The sequence below is a fragment of the Streptomyces sp. CA-181903 genome (genome assembly GCF_050937075.1).
Classification (GTDB): Bacteria; Actinomycetota; Actinomycetes; order Streptomycetales; family Streptomycetaceae; genus Streptomyces.
In genome coordinates this window covers 6,300,824-6,319,748 of record NZ_JBNJLY010000001.1, presented here as the reverse complement: position 1 = coordinate 6,319,748, position 18,925 = coordinate 6,300,824, and the positions used below count along the sequence as shown (strand labels likewise).

Below are 18,925 nucleotides of genomic sequence, written 5' to 3'. Positions count from 1 at the left end.
ATCTTCCGCCCCCTACGAGTTGGAGTGTCTCGTGCGTCACAGACTTCTCGTCCCGAGCGTCGCCGCCGCTGCCGCCTTCCTGCTGCTCGCGGTCCCCGCGTCGGCGGCCGACGGCACACCGGGCGCGCCGGGCATCGGAGACTCCTACTACCCGGACGCCGGCAACGGCGGCTACGACGTCTCCCACTACGACCTGCGGCTCAAGTACCAGCCGAAGACCGACCGGCTGGAGGGCACCGCGACCATCACCGCCACCACCACGCAGGCCCTGTCCCGCTTCAACCTCGATCTGCTGCTCGACGTCCACGACGTCCTGGTCAACGGCAAGAAGGCCGCGTTCAAGAAGACCGGCACCCACGAGCTGGAGATCACTCCGGCCGCGTCCCTGCCGCAGGGCAAGCAGATCACCGTCGTCGTCCGGTACAGCGGCACCCCGTCCGCGGTGAAGGTGAACGGCACGTCCGCCTGGCAGCGCACGCCGGACGGCGGCGTCGCCGCGCAGGAGCCGGAGTCGGCCGCGTGGTGGTTCCCGAGCAACGACCACCCGCGCGACAAGGCGACGTACGACATCTCGGTGTCCGTCCCCGATGACGTGCAGGCGATCAGCAACGGCGTCCTCGCCTCGAAGACGTCCAAGCTCGGCTGGACGCGCTGGAACTGGCGCTCCACCAAGCCGCAGGCGAGCTACCTCACCACGCTGGCCGTCGGCAAGTTCGAGATCACCACGGACACCACCGCCAACGGCCTGCCCGTGCTCAACGCCTACAGCAAGGACCTGGGCGACAACCTGGAGTCGGCGAAGGCGAGCGTCGAGCGGAGCGCCGAGGTCATCGACTGGGAGAGCTCGGTCTTCGGCCCGTACCCCTTCACGGCCCTCGGGGGCTATGTGCCCAACGTCCCCACGCACTTCGCCCTGGAGACGCAGACCCGGCCGTTCTACAGCCCGGCGCAGTTCGCCAACGGCGCCAACGTCTCGGTCGTCGTGCACGAGCTGGCCCACCAGTGGTTCGGCGACAGCGTCTCGGTGAAGAACTGGCGGGACATCTGGGTCAACGAGGGCTTCGCCGCCTACGCGCAGTGGCTGTGGTCGGAGAAGGAGGGCGAGGGCACGGCGCAGCAGCTGGCCGACTACACCTACGCGCAGTTCCCGGCGGACGACAAGTTCTGGACGGTCAAGCCCGGCGACCCGGGCGCGGACAAGCAGTTCGACAGCGCCGTCTACCAGCGGGGGGCCATCGCCCTCCAGGCGCTGCGCAACACGGTCGGCGACAAGGTGTTCTTCGAGACGCTCAAGGGCTGGACGGCGAAGAACCGGTACGGCAACGGGTCCGTGCAGGACTTCGTGGCCCACGCCGAGCAGGTCTCCGGCAAGAAGCTGAGGCCGCTCTTCGACACCTGGCTGTTCACTACGTCCAAGCCGAGCGCGGCGGAGGCGGCCAAGGCGGGGATCGGCCTGCCGGCGCAGGCCGGGACGAAGACCGAGGCCCGTAAGGGCGGTGCGGCGCTCGCCGCGAAGGCGCCGGTGCGGCCCGCGTCCTGGAACAAGATCCAGGAAGCGCTCCGGTCGCACGGCCACTGACGCGACACGCAGTCGCCGCGGTCGCTGCAGGCTCGGCGACGCGGTGCGGTGCGGCACTGCGCACCGGTCCGGATCCGAGCGGATCCGGGCCGGTGGCGCGGTGACCGGGCCCGGTGGCTCGTCCGCAGGACCACCCTCTCCAAGCCGGTGATCGGCGGTCCGCTCTTACAGTGGTGGTGAGACACCCCTACTGTTGCACTGCCGCGTCCGCCGGACGCACGGAGGCATGGGTACGGGAGCGGCTGGCGCGGCCGGTGAGGTCCGGAAGCCGGGGAGCGAGGCGCAGGGCATGGCGACGGAGACCGAGGAGCCGGAGCTCCTCACCATCGACGAGCTGGCCGCCCGCGCCGGGGTGACCGTCCGCACGATCCGCTTCTACAGCACGCGCGGCCTGCTCCCACCGCCCGCGCTCGGCCCCCGCCGCGTGGGCCACTACGGCCCCGGCCACCTCTCCCGGCTCGCGTTGATCGAGGAGTTGCAGCACCAGGGCCTCACGCTCGCCGCCATCGAGCGCTACCTGCACCGGCTGCCGGACGACCTCAGCGCACATGACCTGGCCATCCACCGGGCGGTGGTGGCCTCCTGGGTCCCCGACGGCACCGAGGAGATCACCCACGCCGAGCTGGAGCGCCGGGCGGGCCGCCCGCTGACGGAGGACGACATCGCCAAGCTCGCCGCCATGGACGTCCTGGAGCGCCGGCCGGGGCCCTGGGACTCCGGTGGGGCCGGGGGCTCCGATGATGGCCCCGGGACAGGCGAGGCGGCCCGCTTCCGCGTCGACCCGGGCCTCCTGGCCCTCGGCACCCAGTTGCTGGCCGTCCCCGCGCCCCTGGGCACGGTCCTCACCGCGCGCACGGTCCTCCTCGACCACGCCCGGGCCACGGCGCACGAGCTGACCCGGCTGTTCCACGAGGAGGTGTGGGGTCCGTACGAGGCCCGGGAGACGGACCCGGCGGAGGTGGAGGCGATGAAGTCGCTGTCGGCGCACATGCAGCCGCTGGTGGTGCAGGCCCTGGTCACCGCCTTCCAGCGGGCGCTGCGGGAGGAGCTGCGGCGGACCTACGGGACGGGCGAAGAGGGCTGACGACCGGGGCCGACGGGCCCGCCGTGCCACCCGTCCGTACGCCCCCTAGGCTGGAAAACCGGAGTCCGAGGTTTCCCGGCGACGTGTCCGGACATCCGCGAGGCGAGTGATCGCCGGATCACGTTCCGCGCCCGAGACGGGTCCGCAACGACAGGGAGGCAACCTCATGAGTGGTGCGAAGTCCGACCGGGAGCAGGCCGCCCGCCTGCCCGAGGGCGACGTCGTGGCCGTCCTGCTGGCGCAGCACGCCCGCATCAGGGAACTCTTCGCCGACGTCAAGGCGGCGGACGGGGAGCACAAGAAGCAGGCGTTCGACGAGCTGAGGGCGCTGCTGGCCGTCCACGAGACGGCGGAGGAGATGGTCGTCCGGCCCGTGGCGCGCGACACCGCGGGCAAGAAGGAGGCGGACGCCCGCAACGCGGAGGAGGCCGAGGCGAACAAGGTCCTCGCCCGGCTGGAGAAGATGGACGTCGACAGCCCGGAATTCGACGCGCAGCTCCGCGAGTTCGAGAAGGCCGTGGTGGAACACGCCGAGCACGAGGAGCGCGAGGAGTTCCCCACGCTGCGGGAGGGCCGTGACGAGGCCCAGCTGAAGCGCATGGGCACCATGGTCCGCGCGGCCCAGAAGGTCGCCCCCACCCACCCGCACCCGATGGCGGCCGGCTCCACGGCCGCGCAGTGGAGCGTGGGCCCGATCGCGTCCCTGGTGGACCGCACAAAGGACGCGATCAAGGGGGCCATGGCGCGCTGACGGCGCTTCGGGGGCGCCGCCCGGAGGTCACGTGGAGACCGGGCGGCGCCCGGGTGCGGTCCGACGGGCCGGTGGGTCAGTCGGTGAACGTCTCCCCGCGCTCCGCCTTCTCCAGCAGCAGCGGTGACGGCGCGAACCGCTCGCCGTACGCGGCCTGCAGCTCGCGCGCGCGGGCGGTGAAGCCGGCCGGGCCGCCGGGGTAGCCGTTGATGTACTGGAGGGCGCCGCCGGTCCAGCCGGGGAAGCCGATGCCGAGGAGGGAGCCGATGTTGGCGTCGGCGACCGAGGTGAGGACGTTCTCCTCCAGGCAGCGGACGGTGTCCAGCGCCTCGGCGAACAGCATCCGCTCCTTGAGTTCCTCGAAGGGGATCTCGGCGGGCTTGGCCCGCCCCTGCCCGCCGAAGTGTTCGGCCAGCCCGGGCCACAGGCCCGTCCGGCGGCCGTCCTCGTAGTCGTAGAAGCCGGCGCCGCCCGCGCGCCCGGTGCGGCCGAACTCGTCGATCATCCGGTCGATGACGGCGTCCGCCGGGTGCGGGGTCCAGGTGCCGCCGGCCGCCTCGGTGGCGCGGCGGGCCTCCTCGCGGATGCGGCGGGGCAGGGTGAGGGTGAGCTCGTCCATCAGGGAGAGCACCTTGGCGGGGTAGCCGGCCTGGGCGGCGGCCTGTTCCACGGTGGCGGCGGGGATCCCCTCGCCGATCATGGCGACGCCCTCGGAGATGAACCGGCCGATGACCCGCGAGGTGAAGAAGCCGCGCGAGTCGTTGACGACGATGGGCGTCTTGCGGAGCTGCCGTACCAGGTCGAAGGCGCGGGCCAGGGCCTCGTCGCCGGTGCGCTCGCCCCTGATGATCTCGATGAGCGGCATCTTGTCGACGGGCGAGAAGAAGTGCAGCCCGACGAAGTCGGCGGGCCGCTCGACGCCCTCGGCGAGCAGGGTGATGGGCAGGGTGGAGGTGTTGGAGCAGAGCAGGGCGTCGGGGGCGACGACGTGCTGGATCTCCTGGAACACCTTGTGCTTCAGGGCCGGGTCCTCGAAGACGGCCTCGATGACGGCGTCGCAGCCGGCCAGGTCGGCCGCGTCGGCGGTGGGGGTGATGCGGGCGAGCAGCGCGTCCCGCTGCTCCTCCGTCGTCCGGCCCTTGGCCAGGGCCTTGGCGAGCAGCCCGACCGAGTACTCCTTGCCCTTGCGGGCGTTGTCGAGCGAGACGTCCTTGAGGACGACGTCGATGCCGGCGCGGGCGCAGGCGTAGGCGATGCCGGCGCCCATCATCCCGGCGCCCAGGACGGCGACCTTGCGGACCTTCCGCTGCTCGGGCCCGGAGGGCCGGCTGCGACCGGCGTTGACCGCCTGGAGATCGAAGAAGAACGCCTGGATCATGTTCTTGCTCGTCTGCCCGGTGGCCAGGTCCACGAAGTAACGGGACTCGATGGTCGAGGCGGTCTCGAAGTCGACCTGGGCGCCCTCGACGGCCGCGGCGAGGATGCTGCGGGGGGCCGGGTAGGGGGCGCCCGACGTCTGCTTGACGAGCGTCGCGGGGAAGGCGGGCAGGTTGGCGGCGAGGGCCGGGTGGGACGGCGTCCCGCCGGGCATCTTGTAGCCGTCGGCGTCCCACGGCTGCCGCGACTCGGGGTGGGCGAGGACGAACTCCCGCGCCTTGGCGCGGAGTTCCTCCGAGCTGTCGACGACCTCGTGGACGAGCCCGGCCTCCAGCGCCCGCCGGGGGCTGTACTGGGTGCCCTGGACGAGGACCTTCAGCAGCGCGTCGGCGATGCCCAGGAGGCGTACGGTACGGGTGACGCCACCGCCGCCGGGCAGCAGGCCGAGGGTGACCTCCGGCAGCCCGAACTTCGCGCCGGGCGCGTCGAGCGCGATCCGGTGGTGGCAGGCGAGGGCGATCTCGTAACCGCCGCCCAGCGCCGCGCCGTTGAGGGCGGCGACGACCGGGACGCCGAGGGTCTCGATGCGGCGCAGGTCGCGCTTGAGTTCCTGGGTGGCCTGGAACGCGGTCTCCGCGTCCTCCGGCCGGAGCGCGATGAGCTCGCGGAGGTCGCCGCCGGCGAAGAAGGTCTTCTTCGCGGAAGTGAAGATCACACCGCGGACGGACTCCCGCTCGGCCTCCAGGCGGTCGGCGACCGCCGTGAGGGAGGACTGGAAGTTCCGGTTCATGGTGTTGGCGGACTGGTTCGGGTCGTCGAGGACGAGGGTGACGACGCCGTCGGCGTCCTGCTCCCAGCGGATGGTCTCGACGGGGCTGGTGGTGCTCATGGTGATGGTCTCCTGGAGGTCTGGGCGGCGGGTGCGGCCTGCCGTCGGCGGCCGGGCGGCGGGACGACGGGGCGACGGGGCGGTCGGCGCGATCGAGGTCGGTCGGAATCGGCCGGGGCCGATCGGGAGCGACCGGGGTCGGTCGGGAACGGCCGTGTCAGAGGCGCTCTACGACCGTGGCGACGCCCATCCCCCGCCCACGCACAGCGTGACCAGCCCGTACCGCTTGCCCTGCCGCTCCAGCTCGTCGACGACGGTGCCCAGGAGCATCGCCCCGGTGGCGCCGAGCGGGTGGCCGAGGGCGATGGCCCCGCCGTTGACGTTGATCTTCTCCAGGCCGATGCCCATGTCGTCGGCGAAGCGCAGCACCACGGCGGCGAACGCCTCGTTCATCTCGATGAGGTCGATGTCGTCGATGGTCAGCCCGGCCTTGGCCAGGGCCTTGCGGCAGGCGGGCGCCGGACCGGTGAGCATGATGGTCGGCTCGGAGCCGGAGACCGCGGCGGAGACGATCCGGGCGCGCGGGGTGAGCCCGTACCGCTCGCCGGTCCGCTCGTTGCCGATGGCGACGAGGGCGGCGCCGTCGACGATCCCGGAGGAGTTGCCCGCGTGGTGGACGTGATCGATCCGCTCCACCCAGTGGTACTTGGCCAGCGCCACGGCATCGAAGCCGGCCGCCTCGCCGATGCCGGCGAAGGACGGCTTGAGCTTGGCGAGGGTCTCGGGGGTGGTGCCGGGGCGCAGGTGCTCGTCGCGGTCGAGGACGACGAGACCGTTGCCGTCGCACACGGGGACGACAGAACGGTCGAAGCGGCCCTCCTTCCAGGCCCGGGCGGCGTTCTCCTGGGAGCGGGCGGCGAAGGCGTCCACGTCGTGGCGGGTGTAGCCGCCGAGGGTGGCGATGAGGTCGGCGCTGACGCCCTGGGGGACGAAGCCGGTGTCGAAGTTGGTCATCGGGTCGCCGAACCAAGCACCGCCGTCGGAGGCCATGGGCACCCGGGACATGGACTCGACGCCGCCCGCGAGGACCAGGTCCTCCCACCCCGAACGCACCTTTGCGGCAGCCGTGTTGACGGCTTCGAGGCCGGAGGCACAGAAGCGGTTCTGCTGGACGCCGGCGACGGTCTCGGGCAGCCCCGCGGCGACGGCGGCGATCCGCGCGATGTCCGAGCCCTGCTCGCCGACCGGGCTGACCACGCCGAGCACGATGTCGTCGATCGCGGCGGGGTCGAGGTCCGGGAAGCGGCGCCGCAGCTCGTGGAGGAGTCCGACGACCAGGTCGATGGGCTTGGTGCCGTGCAGGGAGCCGTTCGCCTTGCCGCGGCCCCTGGGGGTGCGGATGGCGTCGTAGACGTACGCTTCGGTGCTCAAGTTCGGCAGCCTTCCTGGGTGTGGAGGATGGTTTTCCGTGATTCGGGGGTCGAGCGGGTCAAGCGGGTCAGCTGAGTCAGAGGAGGCAGGCAGGTCATGCAAGTCAGGCAGGTCAGGCAGGTCACGCAGGTCAGGCCAGCAGCGAACGGCCGATGATCTCCTTCATGATCTCGGTCGTGCCGCCGTAGATCGTCTGGATCCGGCCGTCGGTGAAGGCGCGGGCGACCGGGTACTCGGCCATATAGCCGTACCCGCCGTGCAGTTGGAGGCACCGGTCGGCGACGCGCTTCTGCAACTCCGTCGCCCACCACTTGGCCATCGACGCGTGCGCGGTGTCGAGCCGCCCGCCGGTGTGCTCCTCCACGCAGCGGTCGACGAAGGCGCGGGTGACGGCGCACTCGGTGGCCATCTCGGCGATCTCGAAGCGGATGTGCTGGAAGCGGCCGAGCGGCCGCCCGAACGCCTCCCGTTCCTTGACGTACCGCGTGGTGATCTCCACCAGGTACTCGGCGACGGCGGCGGCGGAGACGGCGATCTGCAGCCGCTCCTGCGGGAGGTTGGCCATGAGGTGCCCGAAGGCGCCGTGCACTTCACCGAGCAGGTTCTCCTTGGGGACGCGGACGTCGTCGAAGAAGAGCTCGGCGGTGTCCTGCGACTTCTGCCCGATCTTGGCGAGGTTCCGGCCGCGCTCGAACCCTTCCATGCCGCGTTCGACGACGAGCAGGCTGAGCCCCCTGGCCCCGCCTCGGGGGTGGTCCGGGCCACGACGATCACCAGGTCGGCGAGGATCCCGTTGGAGATGAACGTCTTGGAACCGTTGAGCAGCCAGTGGTCGCCCGCGTCCACGGCCGTCGTGCGGATCCCCTGAAGATCGGAGCCGGCCCCGGGCTCGGTCATGGCGATCGCGGTGACCGTCTCGCCGCTGCAGAAACCGGGCAGCCAGCGCCGCTTCTGCTCCTCGGTGGCGAGGGTGGTGAGGTACGGCCCGATGATGTCGTTGTGCAGCCCGGCGGCGAACCCGGCCGCGCCCGCGCGGGCGAACTCCTCGGCGAGGACGACGCCGAACCGGAAGTCCGGGGTGCCCCCGCCGCCGTACTCCTCCGGCACGGCGAGCCCGAGCAGCCCCTGCTTGCCGGCCGCCCGCCAGACGTCGCGGGAGACCACGCCGTCCTCCTCCCACCGCTCGTAGTGCGGCGCGACCTCGCGGTCGAGGAAGGTCCGCACGGTGGCCCGGAAGGCGTCGTGCCGGTCGTCGAATAGCCGGCGCTCCATCGCTTGCATCACTGCGGGTCCTTCTCTCGGAGGCTGCGGAGGCGGGGGACGCCCCAGTCGCGGGCGACCTCCTCGGTGTGCGCGCCGGGCGGCGCGGGCGGCCGGCGGAGGGCGCCGGGGGTGGCGGAGAAGCGGGGCGCGGGGGCGGGCTGGACGATGCCGTCGCGGTCGGCGAAGGTGCCGCGGGCGGCGAGGTGCGGGTGGCGGGGGGCCTCGCGCAGCGAGAGGACGGGCGAGACGCAGGCGTCCGTCCCTTCGAACACCGCCGTCCACTCGGCCCGGGTACGCGTCAGGAACCGCTCGGCGACGGCGTCCCGCAGCTCGCCCCACCGTCCGGGATCGTCCCGCGCGGCGGCACCCTCGCCGTCCAGCCCCAGCAACCGCGCGAACTCCGCGTAGAACCGCGGTTCGAGCGCGCCGACGGCCATGTGCCCGCCGTCGGACGTCTCGTAGACGCCGTAGAAGGGCGCGCCGCCGTCCAGCAGGTTGCCGCCGCGCCGGTCCTGCCAGGCGCCGGCGGCGAGCATGCCGTGGAGCATGGCGGTCAGGTGGGCGGTGCCGTCGACGATGGCGGCGTCGACGACCTGCCCGGTGCCGGTGGCGCGGGCGTGCAGGAGCGCGGAGAGCACGCCGACGACGAGGTACAGCGAGCCGCCGGCGTAGTCGCCGAGCAGGTTGGCGGGCGGGTACGGCGGCCCGTCGGCCGGCCCGGTCAGCCCGAGCGCCCCGGTGACGGCGGTGTAGCCGATGTCGTGCCCGGCGGCCCGCGCGAGCGGCCCGTCCTGCCCCCAGCCGGTCATCCGCCCGTACACCAGCCGGGGATTGCGTGCGAGGCACGGCCCGGGCCCGACCCCGAGCCGCTCGGCGACCCCGGGCCGGTAGCCCTCCAGCAGCACGTCGGCCCGCCCGACGAGGTCGAGGAGGGTCTCCACCCCGCCGTCCGCCTTCAGGTCGACGCACACGGAGCGCTTGTTGCGGTGGGTGACGTCCCGCCGCGGGTCGATGCCCAGCCCGGGCCCCGCGGGCCGGTCCACCCGGACGACGTCGGCCCCCAGATCCCCCAGCAGCATCCCGGCGAACGGCCCGGGCCCGATCCCGGCCAGCTCGACGACCCGCACCCCGGCGAGCGGCCCACCCACTGCATCTGCCATCCGGCTCGCTCCCCGTGCCCATCGCCTCTGCCGACGCGACTTCCCCTGGCAAGTCTCCATGACAAGACCGCTGTAACACCCGCGATGCTAAGAACGTGTTCCAGTCTCCACAAGCCCCTCTTCACGAGCCCCGGTGCAGGTGCGCGATTCCGATGTCCTGAGCGAGAGGACGTCACTACGGGCACAGGCCGGCTCGGCTACCCACAGCCACCTGTCCGGCCGCCGTAGCCAGTACGAGAACAGGGCCTCGTTTACCGGTGACGGCGCGCCGTCATGGCCTGGTGGCTACGCAGATGTTGTACCGCCATGTCTCCTGATGCCGGTACATCTCCACCCCGCTCATCGCGTTGACCAGGAGGTCGCCGCGGCCCACGCCGCGCGCGAACGCATAGGGCAGTCGGCCGAGGATGGAGAAGCACCGCAGCATGGGCAGGATCTTCTCCGTCGCGTCGTAGACCGATTCGACAACGAAACCCGCCTGTTGGAGAAGTCGCTCCAGATGCCCGTGAGTCATCGTGAGCATGCCCGGCATGCCGGAGAGCTCACACACTCTGAGCAGCGCGGACCGCGCCCGCGGCAATAGGTGGGTCTGCGGAGCGCTCGAATACTCGAACATCACCAGCCTCCCACCCGGGCGCAGGACGCGGAAGAACTCGGCGAGGCCCTGCCGGGGGTCGGGTGAGTGGACGAAGGATTCCATCGTGTAGACGCCGTCGAAGGAGGCATCGATGAACGGAAGCGCGTGATAATTGGCCAGCAGGAAGCGCGTGCGCCCCGGCTCGTCGGCACGGGCCGACCGCCGCCGGGCGATGGCGACATCCGGCGCGATTCCGTCGATCCCGGTGATGTGCACCCCACTTGCCCGTGCGACCGTACGGGCTGTGTCGCCGACCCCGCACCCGGCGTCGAGGACCGATGACGCCGGAGGAAGGTCCAGCTTGCGGGCCATCACCAGTTCCATGCGCCGCATGGCCGCCGCGAATCGCCAAGGGGAATGGCCGGGCTCGTACCAGCCGAAGTGGCGGGTGCGACCGAGCAGCGTCGCATACCCGAGGCGTGACTCGACCGCCTGGTAGTACGGCAGGACGTGTCGCCGGTAATGGGCATCGGGCGTATGGGTCATTCGGTGCGGCTCCAGGTCAGTCGCCCCGTCCTGTACGAGGTCCTCATGGAGTGCAACGGCGGGGCGATACCGCGAGTCACGCGGCACCGACCTCGGCGCTCGGGGAGCACGGACGTGCCTGTCACAGCAGCGTCCCTGTGCCCACGAAACCAAGTGTTCCAGGCGGGCACTTCGGCAGCGCTGATCGAGCTGAGGGCCGGGGCGACGCTGCCGGTGAGGCTCGCGCTCACCAGCTGCCCAGGCGCACGAACAGGAAGACCCAGGCCAGCCCGAAGAGCAAGCCGCACGCGACCTCCATGGGCGTGTGGGCTCCCACCCGGACCCGCGCCCACCCCATCACGCAGGCGAGTGGAACACCGAAAATGGCCCAGAAGCCGTATGTCGCGCTCAGCAGTCCGAGCACACTCACCATGACCCCGGTATGCACACTGATTTTCCATATCCGGGTCAAGGCCGCAGCTGTGACCACTCCGCCGGCCGAGAAGACGAGGAACTTCACGAGTTGACCCGGGCCATGGAATTTGATCATCAGTACGAGATCGGCGGCCAAAGCGGCGAGAGTGATTATGGCGGCGGTGATGCGCTGGCCTCGTCCGAGGCGGTGCAGAGCTAGTCGGGACACGGTGAGCGAGTGAGCGCGGCGCCCCGTCAGGCACACGTACACGAGCGGCGGCGCACCGCAACCCATCGCCGAGACAATCGCCCATTCCAGTCCTGATGAAGCCGGCCAGGTACTGGCACCTCCGATGACAACAAGGGCGAAGGCGCCCATCATCGGCGGTGAGAGCACCCCGGAGAACACGAGGGCGAAGCGGTGAAGAACGCCGAGCGGCGGCAATGGGCCAGGCCCCACACGAAATTCCTCGGTCGCCTTGGACAAGCAGAACCTCCGACCGCTCATGGGCGCCCAGTACGCACAAACGCGGACGGCAGGACAACACCGCCCGTAGCCGGCCCGGGAGCAGCGGGTCAAGGTCCACGCCCAGGGCCATCGCGATCACGGATCGTACATCTATCGCCGCGTTCCGCACCTCGGTGTGGGCTGGTGGCAAGTCCGGGCCGCTGGCAGCGACTTCACGCCGGTCGTAGCGTGCCGATGGACCTCTGGCGCGAGCTCCCCCGAAGCCGCTCTGCCACCAACGAGTGACGTTTCAGGCGCCGGACCGTTAGGCAGTCAAGCGGCTCGGCCACGCTCTGTGCCGGGGCGGCGCGGTCCGGGGAGGGCCTGTTGGAGGTCAGGGAACTGCATCACGCCTATGGCAAACGGAGGGTGCTGCGCGGTATCGACCTGGAGTTGCACGGTGGAGCTCTGGCCGGGGTCGTCGGGGAGAACGGCGCTGGTAAGACAACCCTCCTCAAGATCCTCGCCGGCGAGCTGCGCCCCGATCAGGGGTTCGTCCGCCACCACGGCGGATTCGGCTACTGCCCGCAAGGTGTCGTCTTGCACGACGCTCTGACGGTACGTCAGCACCTGGAGCTCTTCCGGACCGCTCGCGGTCTGCCCGACCTGCTCCGCGCGCAGGAGATCATGGAAGTTCTGCAGTTCTCGAATTACATCGACGAACTCGCCGGCGTGCTCAGTGGCGGAACCCGGCAGAAGCTCAACCTTACGTTGGCCCTGATGCATGATCCGCAGACGTTGCTGCTCGATGAGCCCTACCAGGGCTTCGACTGGGACACGTATCTGCGTTTCTGGGAGCTTGCCACCCACCTGCGCGATGCCGGACGTACCGTTCTCGTCGTCTCCCACCTTGCCCATGACACCCGTCGTCTCGATGCACTCTGGCACTTGGCCGACGGCTTGCTGCACGCGCATGACGAAGTGCCGTCATGAGAAGGCACTTGGCCCTGTTCACCACGGCGAGCCGGTACGAACTCGTCGCCCACGCCCGTAACCGGTTCGCGATGCTCCTGGTCGGCGCGTTCGTCCCCATGTGGAGCGCTGTGGCCCACCTCGTCGTTCCCGGCGCACCCGTCCGCTTCCGATTACGAGCCACCGGGCACATCGTGGCGCCCCCCGGCAATGAACTCACCCAGATCACCGGCACCATCAACGCCGTCGTCCTGATCACCGGCTTCATGATGTTCGCCGCCGGCTTCGCCAGCGGCCGGTTCGACCACCGTCTTGCGCTCGCCGGCTACCCACGCTCTCATCTCATCCTGGCCAAGACCGCAGCGCTCACAGTCGCCTCTGTGGTCGTCGCCGGCTACGCCACCGCCATCACCTGCCTGTCCTGGACACCCCCGCAGCCCCTTCTGCTGGCCGCCGCCCTGTTCTGCGCTGCCATGACCTACGGCGCGCTGGGCGTCGTCTTCGGATCCCTGCTGCGCAAAGAAGTCGAGGGCATGTTCGCGCTGGTCATGATCAGTGTCTTGGACACCGCCCTGCAGAACCCGATCGTCAGCTCCGGTGCGAACGACTCCGCCATCCGCTACCTCCCCTCCTACGGCGCCGTCCAGACCGCCATGGCCGCCGGCTTCACCTCCACCCGCGTGCTCTTTTACCTCGCCATCCAGCTCACCTGGTTCACCGCAGCCGCGCTCGTCAGCCTCCTCGCCTTTCGCCGACGCACTCGCAACACCCTGCCCAAGGCACCCCACCCCCTGGCGCCCGACAGCGGCCGGGCCGCAACCACGTGAATGGCCGCAACAGCTTGACGGCTTGACGGCCGCACGACGCGGTCCAGAGCCGGGCCATCCTGCCGAGCGGCAGATGCGACCAAACCCGCCTCTTGGCCCGCGATGTCACGTTGGCTGAGACTCAGGGAGCCGCACTCCGCCCAGGATGGGCCCCCGCACGTCACCCGTCGAGCCGCGCCACCAGCCGCTTCGGCGCGATGGTGCGGTAGCTCTCCTCCACCCAGTCGCAGAGCAGCTCCACGGGCGCGCCCCCGGCGGCGAGCGGGATGGAAACCCACCCGGAACGCCCCAGCCCGTACCTCGTGGGCGCGGCCCCGGGCACGGCGAGCGCGTGCCCGTGTGCTTCCTCGTCCCGCAACTTGACGCTGATACCGGGCGCCTCCGCGTCCTCGGCGCCCAGGAAGACGAAGATCTTCTTGTTGACCTTGACGACGGCACTCTCGCCCCAGGGGAACTCCTCGACGGCCCCGGGGAGGGAGAGGGCGAACTCGCGGACACTGGCGCGGATGCTGCGGGGCGTGGACGGCATGGGAACTCCGGTGATACGTGGGCGGGTGATCGTTCGCGTCCACGCTAGGGGGTGACGCCGCCGTGTCCCCGCCGCCCCCGCTCAGGGGGCCGGCCGCACCGGACGGGAGCGCCCGTTCACAGCAGTCCGCCGCCCTTCAGCAACTCCTCCACCTCCCGCACCGCCTCCTCCGGCAGCGGCCGCAGCGGCGCCGCTGTGGTGGGGTGGTCGATGACGCCGAGCAGGTGCAGCGCCGCCTTGAAGCCGCCCACGGCCGCCGCCGTGCCGCTCATGTCCGTCGGGGCGCCCGCGTGGATCAGGGTGTGGAGGGTGACGAGGCGGTTCTGTTCGGCGACCGCCTCCGGCCAGCGGCCGGCTCGGGCGTGGGCGTGGAGGCGGGTGTAGGCGGCCGGGTCGACGTTGCCGAGGCCGGCGACGACGCCGTCGGCGCCGATCAGGAGGGCCGCGTCGACGGTGAGTTCGGAGCCGGTGAGGACGGCGAAGTGGCGGTCCAGGCCGCGGTGTCGGAGGGCCGCCAGGAGGTGGCGGAGGGTGTCGAGGTCGCCGCTGCTGTCCTTGAGGCCGGCGAGGGTGCGGTCCTCGGCGAGTTCCAGGAGGACGGCGGGCGGCAGCTTGGTGTGGACGCGGGAGGGGATGTCGTAGGCGAGCAGGGGCAGGCCCGTCTCGGCATGGATGCGGCGGAAGTGGTCGGCCGTCTCGGCGGGGTGGGTGTCCGTGTAGAACGGCGCGGTGGCCACGAGGGCGTCGGCGCCCAGAGCGGCCGCCTCCCGCGCGCGTTCCCGTACGCGCGGGGTGGTCGTGTCGATGACGCCGGCGAGGACGGGGACGCGTCCCGCCGCCGCCTCGACGGTGGTGCGCACGACCGTACGGCGCTGCTCGTCGGTGAGGAAGACGGCCTCGCCGCAGGTGCCGAGGGCGAACAGCGCCGAGGCGTCGCCGGCCAGGACGTGTTCGACGAGCCGGCGCAGGGAGCCGGTGTCGACGGCGCCGTCGGGGGTGAGGGGAGTGCAGAGGGGCGGGATGAATCCGGTCGGTCGCAAGGTGGATCGCAAGGTGGGTCGCGCGGTCGGTCGCGCAGTCGGTCGCACGGGGTCCTCCGGGGTCGGCGGGGTGGCCTGCTGTGGCCTGCCTACCCAGGCGGCGGGCCCGCCAAGAGGCGGCCGCCACTCCTCCCCTCACCGCGCCGCCGCGTCCCCCTCACCGCGCATCCCCCAGCGCCCTCCGGCACAGCGCGTCCGCCGCGCGCGTCGTCTCCGGGAGGCGGTAGCTCCGGGCCAGGTCGAGGGTGTGGGCGCAGGCGCGGTCCAGGTTCACGCGGTGGCCGACGGAGACGTACACCGGTTTGACGCCCTCCCGGGTGCGGAGGGCGCGGCCGACCTCCTCGTCGCCGTCCAGCAGGGGCGCCGCGTCGCCCCGGGCGGGTCCGGGCGGCGCGTGGCGGAAGGTGAACGGATTCTTCGCGACCCCGATCGTCGGCAGTCCCGTCAGCACGCCGAGGTGCGCGGCGAGGCCGAAGCGGCGGGGGTGGGCGAGGCCGTAGCCGTCGCAGACGACGAGGTCCGGGGTGGCGGACAGCCGGTCGAGTGCGGCCAGGACCGTCGGTATCTCGCGGAAGGCGAGCAGCCCGGGGACGTATGGGAACGCGACCCGGCCGATGGCCGTGGCCTCCGCCACGACGCGCAGCGTGCGGGTGTCGAGGGCGACGGCCGCGGCGGCGACGAGGTCGCGCTCGTCGTCGTACGCGACGTCGACGCCCACGGCGGTCAGTTCGGCGCCGGGCGCGGGACCGGGTTCGTCCAGGATCACGCGCGTCCGGAGCGCGTTCTGCACGGCGAGCGCCTCGGCCTCGGTGGTGGGCCAGCCGGCGGGCGGTTCACCGGTCGTGTCATCAGTCGTGTGGTTCATGGCGAGGACACCGTACGGGACGGGCGCCCGGGCCGTAGCCTGTGATCATGTTCGTACTGGAGCTGACCTACATCGCGCCGCTCGACCGCGTGGAAGCCGCGCACGCCGAACACGTCGCCTGGCTGGACGCGCACTACGCGTCGGGGGTGTTCCTCGCCTCCGGGCGCAAGGTGCCCCGGGACGGCGGGATCATCCTCGCGGTCGGCGAGGACCGGGCGAAGATGGAGGAGATCACGCGGAGCGATCCGTTCTCGGTGGCGGGGGTGTGCGAGTACACGATCACCGAGTTCGTCCCCACGAAGACGGCGCCGGCGCTGGAGACTTACCGGCAGCAGCGGCCCCCGTCCTGAGCCGGAAGGCGCCGGGAGGGCCAGAGGGGGCGTGGGGATGCGGAGGCAACCGGGGGGCCACTGCGGGGAGACCGGGGACAATTCGCCTTTCTTCCGGCACAGTTGCCCCCTTCGCATCTCGCCACTGTGGCCACTGCGACGGCGGAGGCTTCTAGAGATTTGAGGCGACTAAAGCCTGTTACGCGCGAACCCTCACTGTTGGCGGAAGTGCTTGCCTTCGTGGGCATTCGTAGGCAGAGGCATGAAATGCCCTGTTCAATCAAGGGTCGTGACGCATCTCACGCTCGAATCAAGCACTGAGTCCCGCGATCCACCGTCTCACCCTGCGGAGAGCCCCGGCCCCCACCATCGGCAAGACCAACCAACCGCAAGGGAGAAGGCGTTGCCCACCGTCATCGACCAGGCCGTCCAGGCCCGACTCATCGCGTCCTCCCCCGAGACCCGTTCCGTCCCCGCCCAGCTCCGGTACCGGCGCGCCGATCCCTTCGCCGTGCGCATCTCCTTCCCGCCGGCCGCCTCGCTCGACGGCGCCGAGGTCGAGTGGGCGTTCGCGCGCGAACTTCTGGCCGGGGGACTGTTGTCCCCGTCGGGCGGTGGTGACGTCCGGGTCTGGCCGTGCGGGCCGGAGCGGACGGTTCTGGAATTCCACGCTCCGGAAGGCGTGGCCATGGTGCAGATCGACACCGCCGAACTGCGCGGATTCCTGGCGCGTTCGTACGCGCTGGTGCCGGTGGGCGGCGAGGCCGGCTGCCTCGACGTCGACGGGGGCGTCGAGGCGCTGTTGCGTCAGCTCTGAATACCGACCGGTCGGATTGGCGTGCGGAGAGCCGAGGGCCGTGGGAAGGGGGCTCCGGCCGCCGGCCGCCCGGCGGCTTTCGTGAGGGGCGTCCGGCGGCGCGTGCCCCGGCTTCCTAGCGGGTCGGTCCCTCCGTCGCGTCCGCGGCGCGGGCGCGGGAGGCGAGGATCTCCGCCTCGGCCGCCGCGCGGTCGGCCCAGCAGGCGTTTTCAACGGACTTGCCCGGTTCCAGCTCCTTGTAGACCTCGAAGAAGTGCTGGATCTCCAGCCGGTCGTACTCGGGGAGGTGGCGCAGGTCGCGCAGGTGCTCGTGGCGGGGGTCGGCGGCCGGCACGCACAGCACCTTGTCGTCCTCCCCCTGTTCGTCCCGCATCCGGAACATGCCGATCGCCCGGCAGCGGACCACCACCCCGGGGAACGTGGGGTCCCCGGCCAGGACGAGGGCGTCCAACGGCTGCCCGTCGGCGCCCAGGGTGCCGTCCACGTAGCCGTAGTCGGCGGGGTACCGGGTGGACGTGAAGAGCAGCCGGTCCAGCCGGATGCGCCCGAGCCGGTGGTCCATCTCGTACTTGTTGCGGCTGCCTTGCGGGATCTCCACGACGACGTCGAAGTCCACGGGCGCTCCTCGGTAGACGGCGGCGCGTCGGCTCTGACGCGGCCGGCACCCATGGTGGCGCCGCGGGCGCACGGGCACCATGGTGCGGTTCCGGCCCCGGAGGGGCGGCTTCCGTGTTGGTGCTTCAACCGGGGTGCCCGGCTTGCCCGTTCCGTCGCTCCCCCGCGCGCACTCCCCTGCGCGACGGCGGGCCGTGCGGACCCGGGCCCCCGTCAGCCCGTCCGGGACCGCTGCCGCCCCGACGACGAGACCGGGCACCGCCGGCCCGAGCGGGTGACGGGCCTCCGGGCCGGACCCGGGACGGGACCGGAGACGGGTTCGGGGGCTGAATCGGGGGCGGGGGCCGAATCGGGGGCGGGGGCCGGATCGGGGCCGGGGGCCGGATCGGAGGCGGGACCGGGGACGGAGCCCGGATCGGAGGCGGGGCCCGAGCCGGGCCTAAGGGCCGGGTCGCAAGCCGAACCGGGAACCGGCCGGGGCAGCGATGTGGACGGGCCGTACGTGCCGGAGCCGGAGCCAGAGCCGGGCGCAGGCCCCGTACCGTCGTGCGGCGACGGTCGCCCCGGCACCCGTCGTCCCACTCGCCTCTCCAGCCCCTCCAGCCCCTCCCGCCGCGGACCGACGAGACCGGCCGGCGCCTCCGGCTCCCCCGCCGCCCCCCGGAACGTCAGGATCACCACTCCCGCCGCCGCCGCGGCACCCGCCAGCCCGGCGAGCACCCCGCCCGTCACGCCGTGGCGGAACGCCTCGTCCAGGCAGCAGACCCCCACGGCGGCGGCCACGACCGGGTTGACGACGGTGACGGTGGCCAGCGGGGCCGCGAGGCCCGCGCCGCGGTAGGACGCCTGGGAGAGGAGCATGCCCGCCGAGGCCAGGACCGCCGTGATGGCGAGCGTCGGGAGGAGCGCCCCCGTCCGGTGCCCGGTGACGTCCTCGGCCGCGGCCTTGGTGAAGACCGAGCCCATGCCGAAGGCGACGCCCGCCGCCGTGGCCAGGAGGACGCCGCGGACGACGGGCCGCCGCGCCCGGCGGGCGACGAGGGCCGTCAGGGCCACGGCGGCGCCCATTCCCGCGGCGAGCAGCGGACGTTCACGGGCGGGGAGGGATTCGGTGCCGGGCGGTCCTGTGAGCGCGAGCAGGCCGGCGAGGCCACCGGTGGCCAGCAGGGCCCCGCGGTAGCCGGCGGCGCCGACCGGGCGGTGCGCGAAGACGGCGGCCATGGGCAGCGCGAAGACGATCGTGAGCGCCCCCATCGGCTGCACCAGGCTCAGCGGCCCCCACGCGAGCGCCAGCACGTGCAGCCCGGCCCCCAGGCCGGTCAGGGCCACAGCGCCCCACCAGGAGCCGCTGCGCAGCGGCCCGCGGATGCCGCCGCCGGCCGTCGCGGCCACCCGCTCCTGCACGATGGCCGCCGCCGCGTAGCAGACGGCGGACACCAGGCAGAGCAGTACCGAGAGCGCCAGGAGGCTCACGGGGTGCTCCTGTGGTCCGA

At 72.0% G+C, this 18,925-nt stretch carries 16 protein-coding genes and 2 pseudogenes; 7 read left to right on the top strand and 11 right to left on the bottom strand.

The genetic code is table 11. The annotated features are described in order from the left end of the window. The first annotated feature begins 31 nt into the window (after positions 1-31). The 3 genes from ACQEVS_RS28120 (at position 32) to ACQEVS_RS28110 (ending at position 3,414) form a co-directional block, all read left to right on the top strand. Positions 32-1,579: a M1 family metallopeptidase gene (locus ACQEVS_RS28120; protein WP_433024806.1), complete on the top strand. Its 1,548-nt coding sequence runs from the start codon at positions 32-34 to the stop codon at positions 1,577-1,579. A 289-nt stretch (positions 1,580-1,868) separates the two neighbouring features. Further along, on the top strand, positions 1,869-2,663 hold the full coding sequence (locus ACQEVS_RS28115; protein WP_433024803.1) for a MerR family transcriptional regulator: 795 nt from the start codon (positions 1,869-1,871) through the stop codon (positions 2,661-2,663). A 166-nt stretch (positions 2,664-2,829) separates the two neighbouring features. After that, positions 2,830-3,414, top strand: coding sequence for a hemerythrin domain-containing protein (locus ACQEVS_RS28110; RefSeq protein ID WP_433024800.1), 585 nt, complete (start codon positions 2,830-2,832; stop codon positions 3,412-3,414). Between the two features lie 76 nt (positions 3,415-3,490). Here the strand turns inward: ACQEVS_RS28110 and ACQEVS_RS28105 are convergent, their stop codons facing one another. The 6 genes and pseudogenes from ACQEVS_RS28105 to ACQEVS_RS28080 form a co-directional block, all read right to left on the bottom strand. Further along, positions 3,491-5,680 carry a 3-hydroxyacyl-CoA dehydrogenase NAD-binding domain-containing protein gene (locus tag ACQEVS_RS28105; RefSeq protein WP_433024797.1) on the bottom strand — a complete coding sequence of 730 codons (2,190 nt, stop codon included), beginning with the start codon at positions 5,678-5,680 and terminating at the stop codon, positions 3,491-3,493. Between the two features lie 157 nt (positions 5,681-5,837). Further along, a pseudogene (locus ACQEVS_RS28100) lies at positions 5,838-7,051 on the bottom strand (acetyl-CoA C-acetyltransferase). A 130-nt stretch (positions 7,052-7,181) separates the two neighbouring features. Beyond that, positions 7,182-8,323 (bottom strand): annotated as a pseudogene (locus ACQEVS_RS28095) (acyl-CoA dehydrogenase family protein). An 8-nt stretch (positions 8,324-8,331) separates the two neighbouring features. Next, positions 8,332-9,474, bottom strand: coding sequence for a CaiB/BaiF CoA transferase family protein (locus ACQEVS_RS28090; protein ID WP_433024795.1), 1,143 nt, complete (start codon positions 9,472-9,474; stop codon positions 8,332-8,334). Positions 9,475-9,745: 271 nt separating this feature from the next. Then, positions 9,746-10,597, bottom strand: a complete 852-nt coding sequence (locus ACQEVS_RS28085) for a class I SAM-dependent methyltransferase (RefSeq protein ID WP_433024792.1) — start codon at positions 10,595-10,597, stop codon at positions 9,746-9,748. Positions 10,598-10,823: 226 nt separating this feature from the next. Then, on the bottom strand, positions 10,824-11,477 hold the full coding sequence (locus tag ACQEVS_RS28080; protein ID WP_433024789.1) for a phosphatase PAP2 family protein: 654 nt from the start codon (positions 11,475-11,477) through the stop codon (positions 10,824-10,826). A 348-nt stretch (positions 11,478-11,825) separates the two neighbouring features. Here ACQEVS_RS28080 and ACQEVS_RS28075 point away from each other — a divergent pair, with 348 nt between their 5' ends. Together ACQEVS_RS28075 and ACQEVS_RS28070 are read left to right on the top strand one after the other, a co-directional pair. Further along, positions 11,826-12,431 carry an ATP-binding cassette domain-containing protein gene (locus ACQEVS_RS28075; protein ID WP_433024786.1) on the top strand — a complete coding sequence of 202 codons (606 nt, stop codon included), beginning with the start codon at positions 11,826-11,828 and terminating at the stop codon, positions 12,429-12,431. After that, the gene (locus tag ACQEVS_RS28070) at positions 12,428-13,237 is read left to right on the top strand and encodes an ABC transporter permease (RefSeq protein WP_433024783.1); all 810 of its coding nucleotides are present in this window, start codon (positions 12,428-12,430) and stop codon (positions 13,235-13,237) included. The genes ACQEVS_RS28075 and ACQEVS_RS28070 overlap by 4 nt, the downstream gene beginning before the upstream one ends. 160 nt (positions 13,238-13,397) lie before the next feature. Here ACQEVS_RS28070 and ACQEVS_RS28065 read toward each other — a convergent pair whose 3' ends face one another. The 3 genes from ACQEVS_RS28065 to ACQEVS_RS28055 all read right to left on the bottom strand — a co-directional run bounded on the left by ACQEVS_RS28065 (position 13,398) and on the right by ACQEVS_RS28055 (position 15,671). Next, positions 13,398-13,766, bottom strand: coding sequence for an MmcQ/YjbR family DNA-binding protein (locus ACQEVS_RS28065; protein ID WP_433024780.1), 369 nt, complete (start codon positions 13,764-13,766; stop codon positions 13,398-13,400). 116 nt (positions 13,767-13,882) lie between these two features. After that, complete coding sequence (locus tag ACQEVS_RS28060) at positions 13,883-14,806, bottom strand: dihydrodipicolinate synthase family protein (protein WP_433024777.1); 924 nt, start codon at positions 14,804-14,806, stop codon at positions 13,883-13,885. A gap of 157 nt (positions 14,807-14,963) precedes the next feature. Continuing rightward, positions 14,964-15,671: an endonuclease V gene (locus ACQEVS_RS28055; protein WP_433024774.1), complete on the bottom strand. Its 708-nt coding sequence runs from the start codon at positions 15,669-15,671 to the stop codon at positions 14,964-14,966. Positions 15,672-15,718: 47 nt separating this feature from the next. Between ACQEVS_RS28055 and ACQEVS_RS28050 the strand changes: the two genes are divergently transcribed. Then, positions 15,719-16,021: a YciI family protein gene (locus tag ACQEVS_RS28050; RefSeq protein ID WP_433024771.1), complete on the top strand. Its 303-nt coding sequence runs from the start codon at positions 15,719-15,721 to the stop codon at positions 16,019-16,021. 382 nt (positions 16,022-16,403) lie between these two features. Beyond that, the gene (locus ACQEVS_RS28045) at positions 16,404-16,817 is read left to right on the top strand and encodes an SsgA family sporulation/cell division regulator (RefSeq protein WP_433024768.1); all 414 of its coding nucleotides are present in this window, start codon (positions 16,404-16,406) and stop codon (positions 16,815-16,817) included. Positions 16,818-16,932: 115 nt separating this feature from the next. On the opposite strand, the gene ACQEVS_RS28040 is transcribed toward ACQEVS_RS28045, so the two are convergent. Together ACQEVS_RS28040 and ACQEVS_RS28035 are read right to left on the bottom strand one after the other, a co-directional pair. After that, complete coding sequence (locus ACQEVS_RS28040) at positions 16,933-17,433, bottom strand: inorganic diphosphatase (RefSeq protein WP_433024765.1); 501 nt, start codon at positions 17,431-17,433, stop codon at positions 16,933-16,935. Positions 17,434-17,645: 212 nt separating this feature from the next. Beyond that, entirely contained in the window at positions 17,646-18,905 is a 1,260-nt protein-coding gene (locus tag ACQEVS_RS28035; RefSeq protein WP_433024762.1) for a DMT family transporter, read from the bottom strand. Positions 18,906-18,925 lie beyond the last annotated feature (20 nt).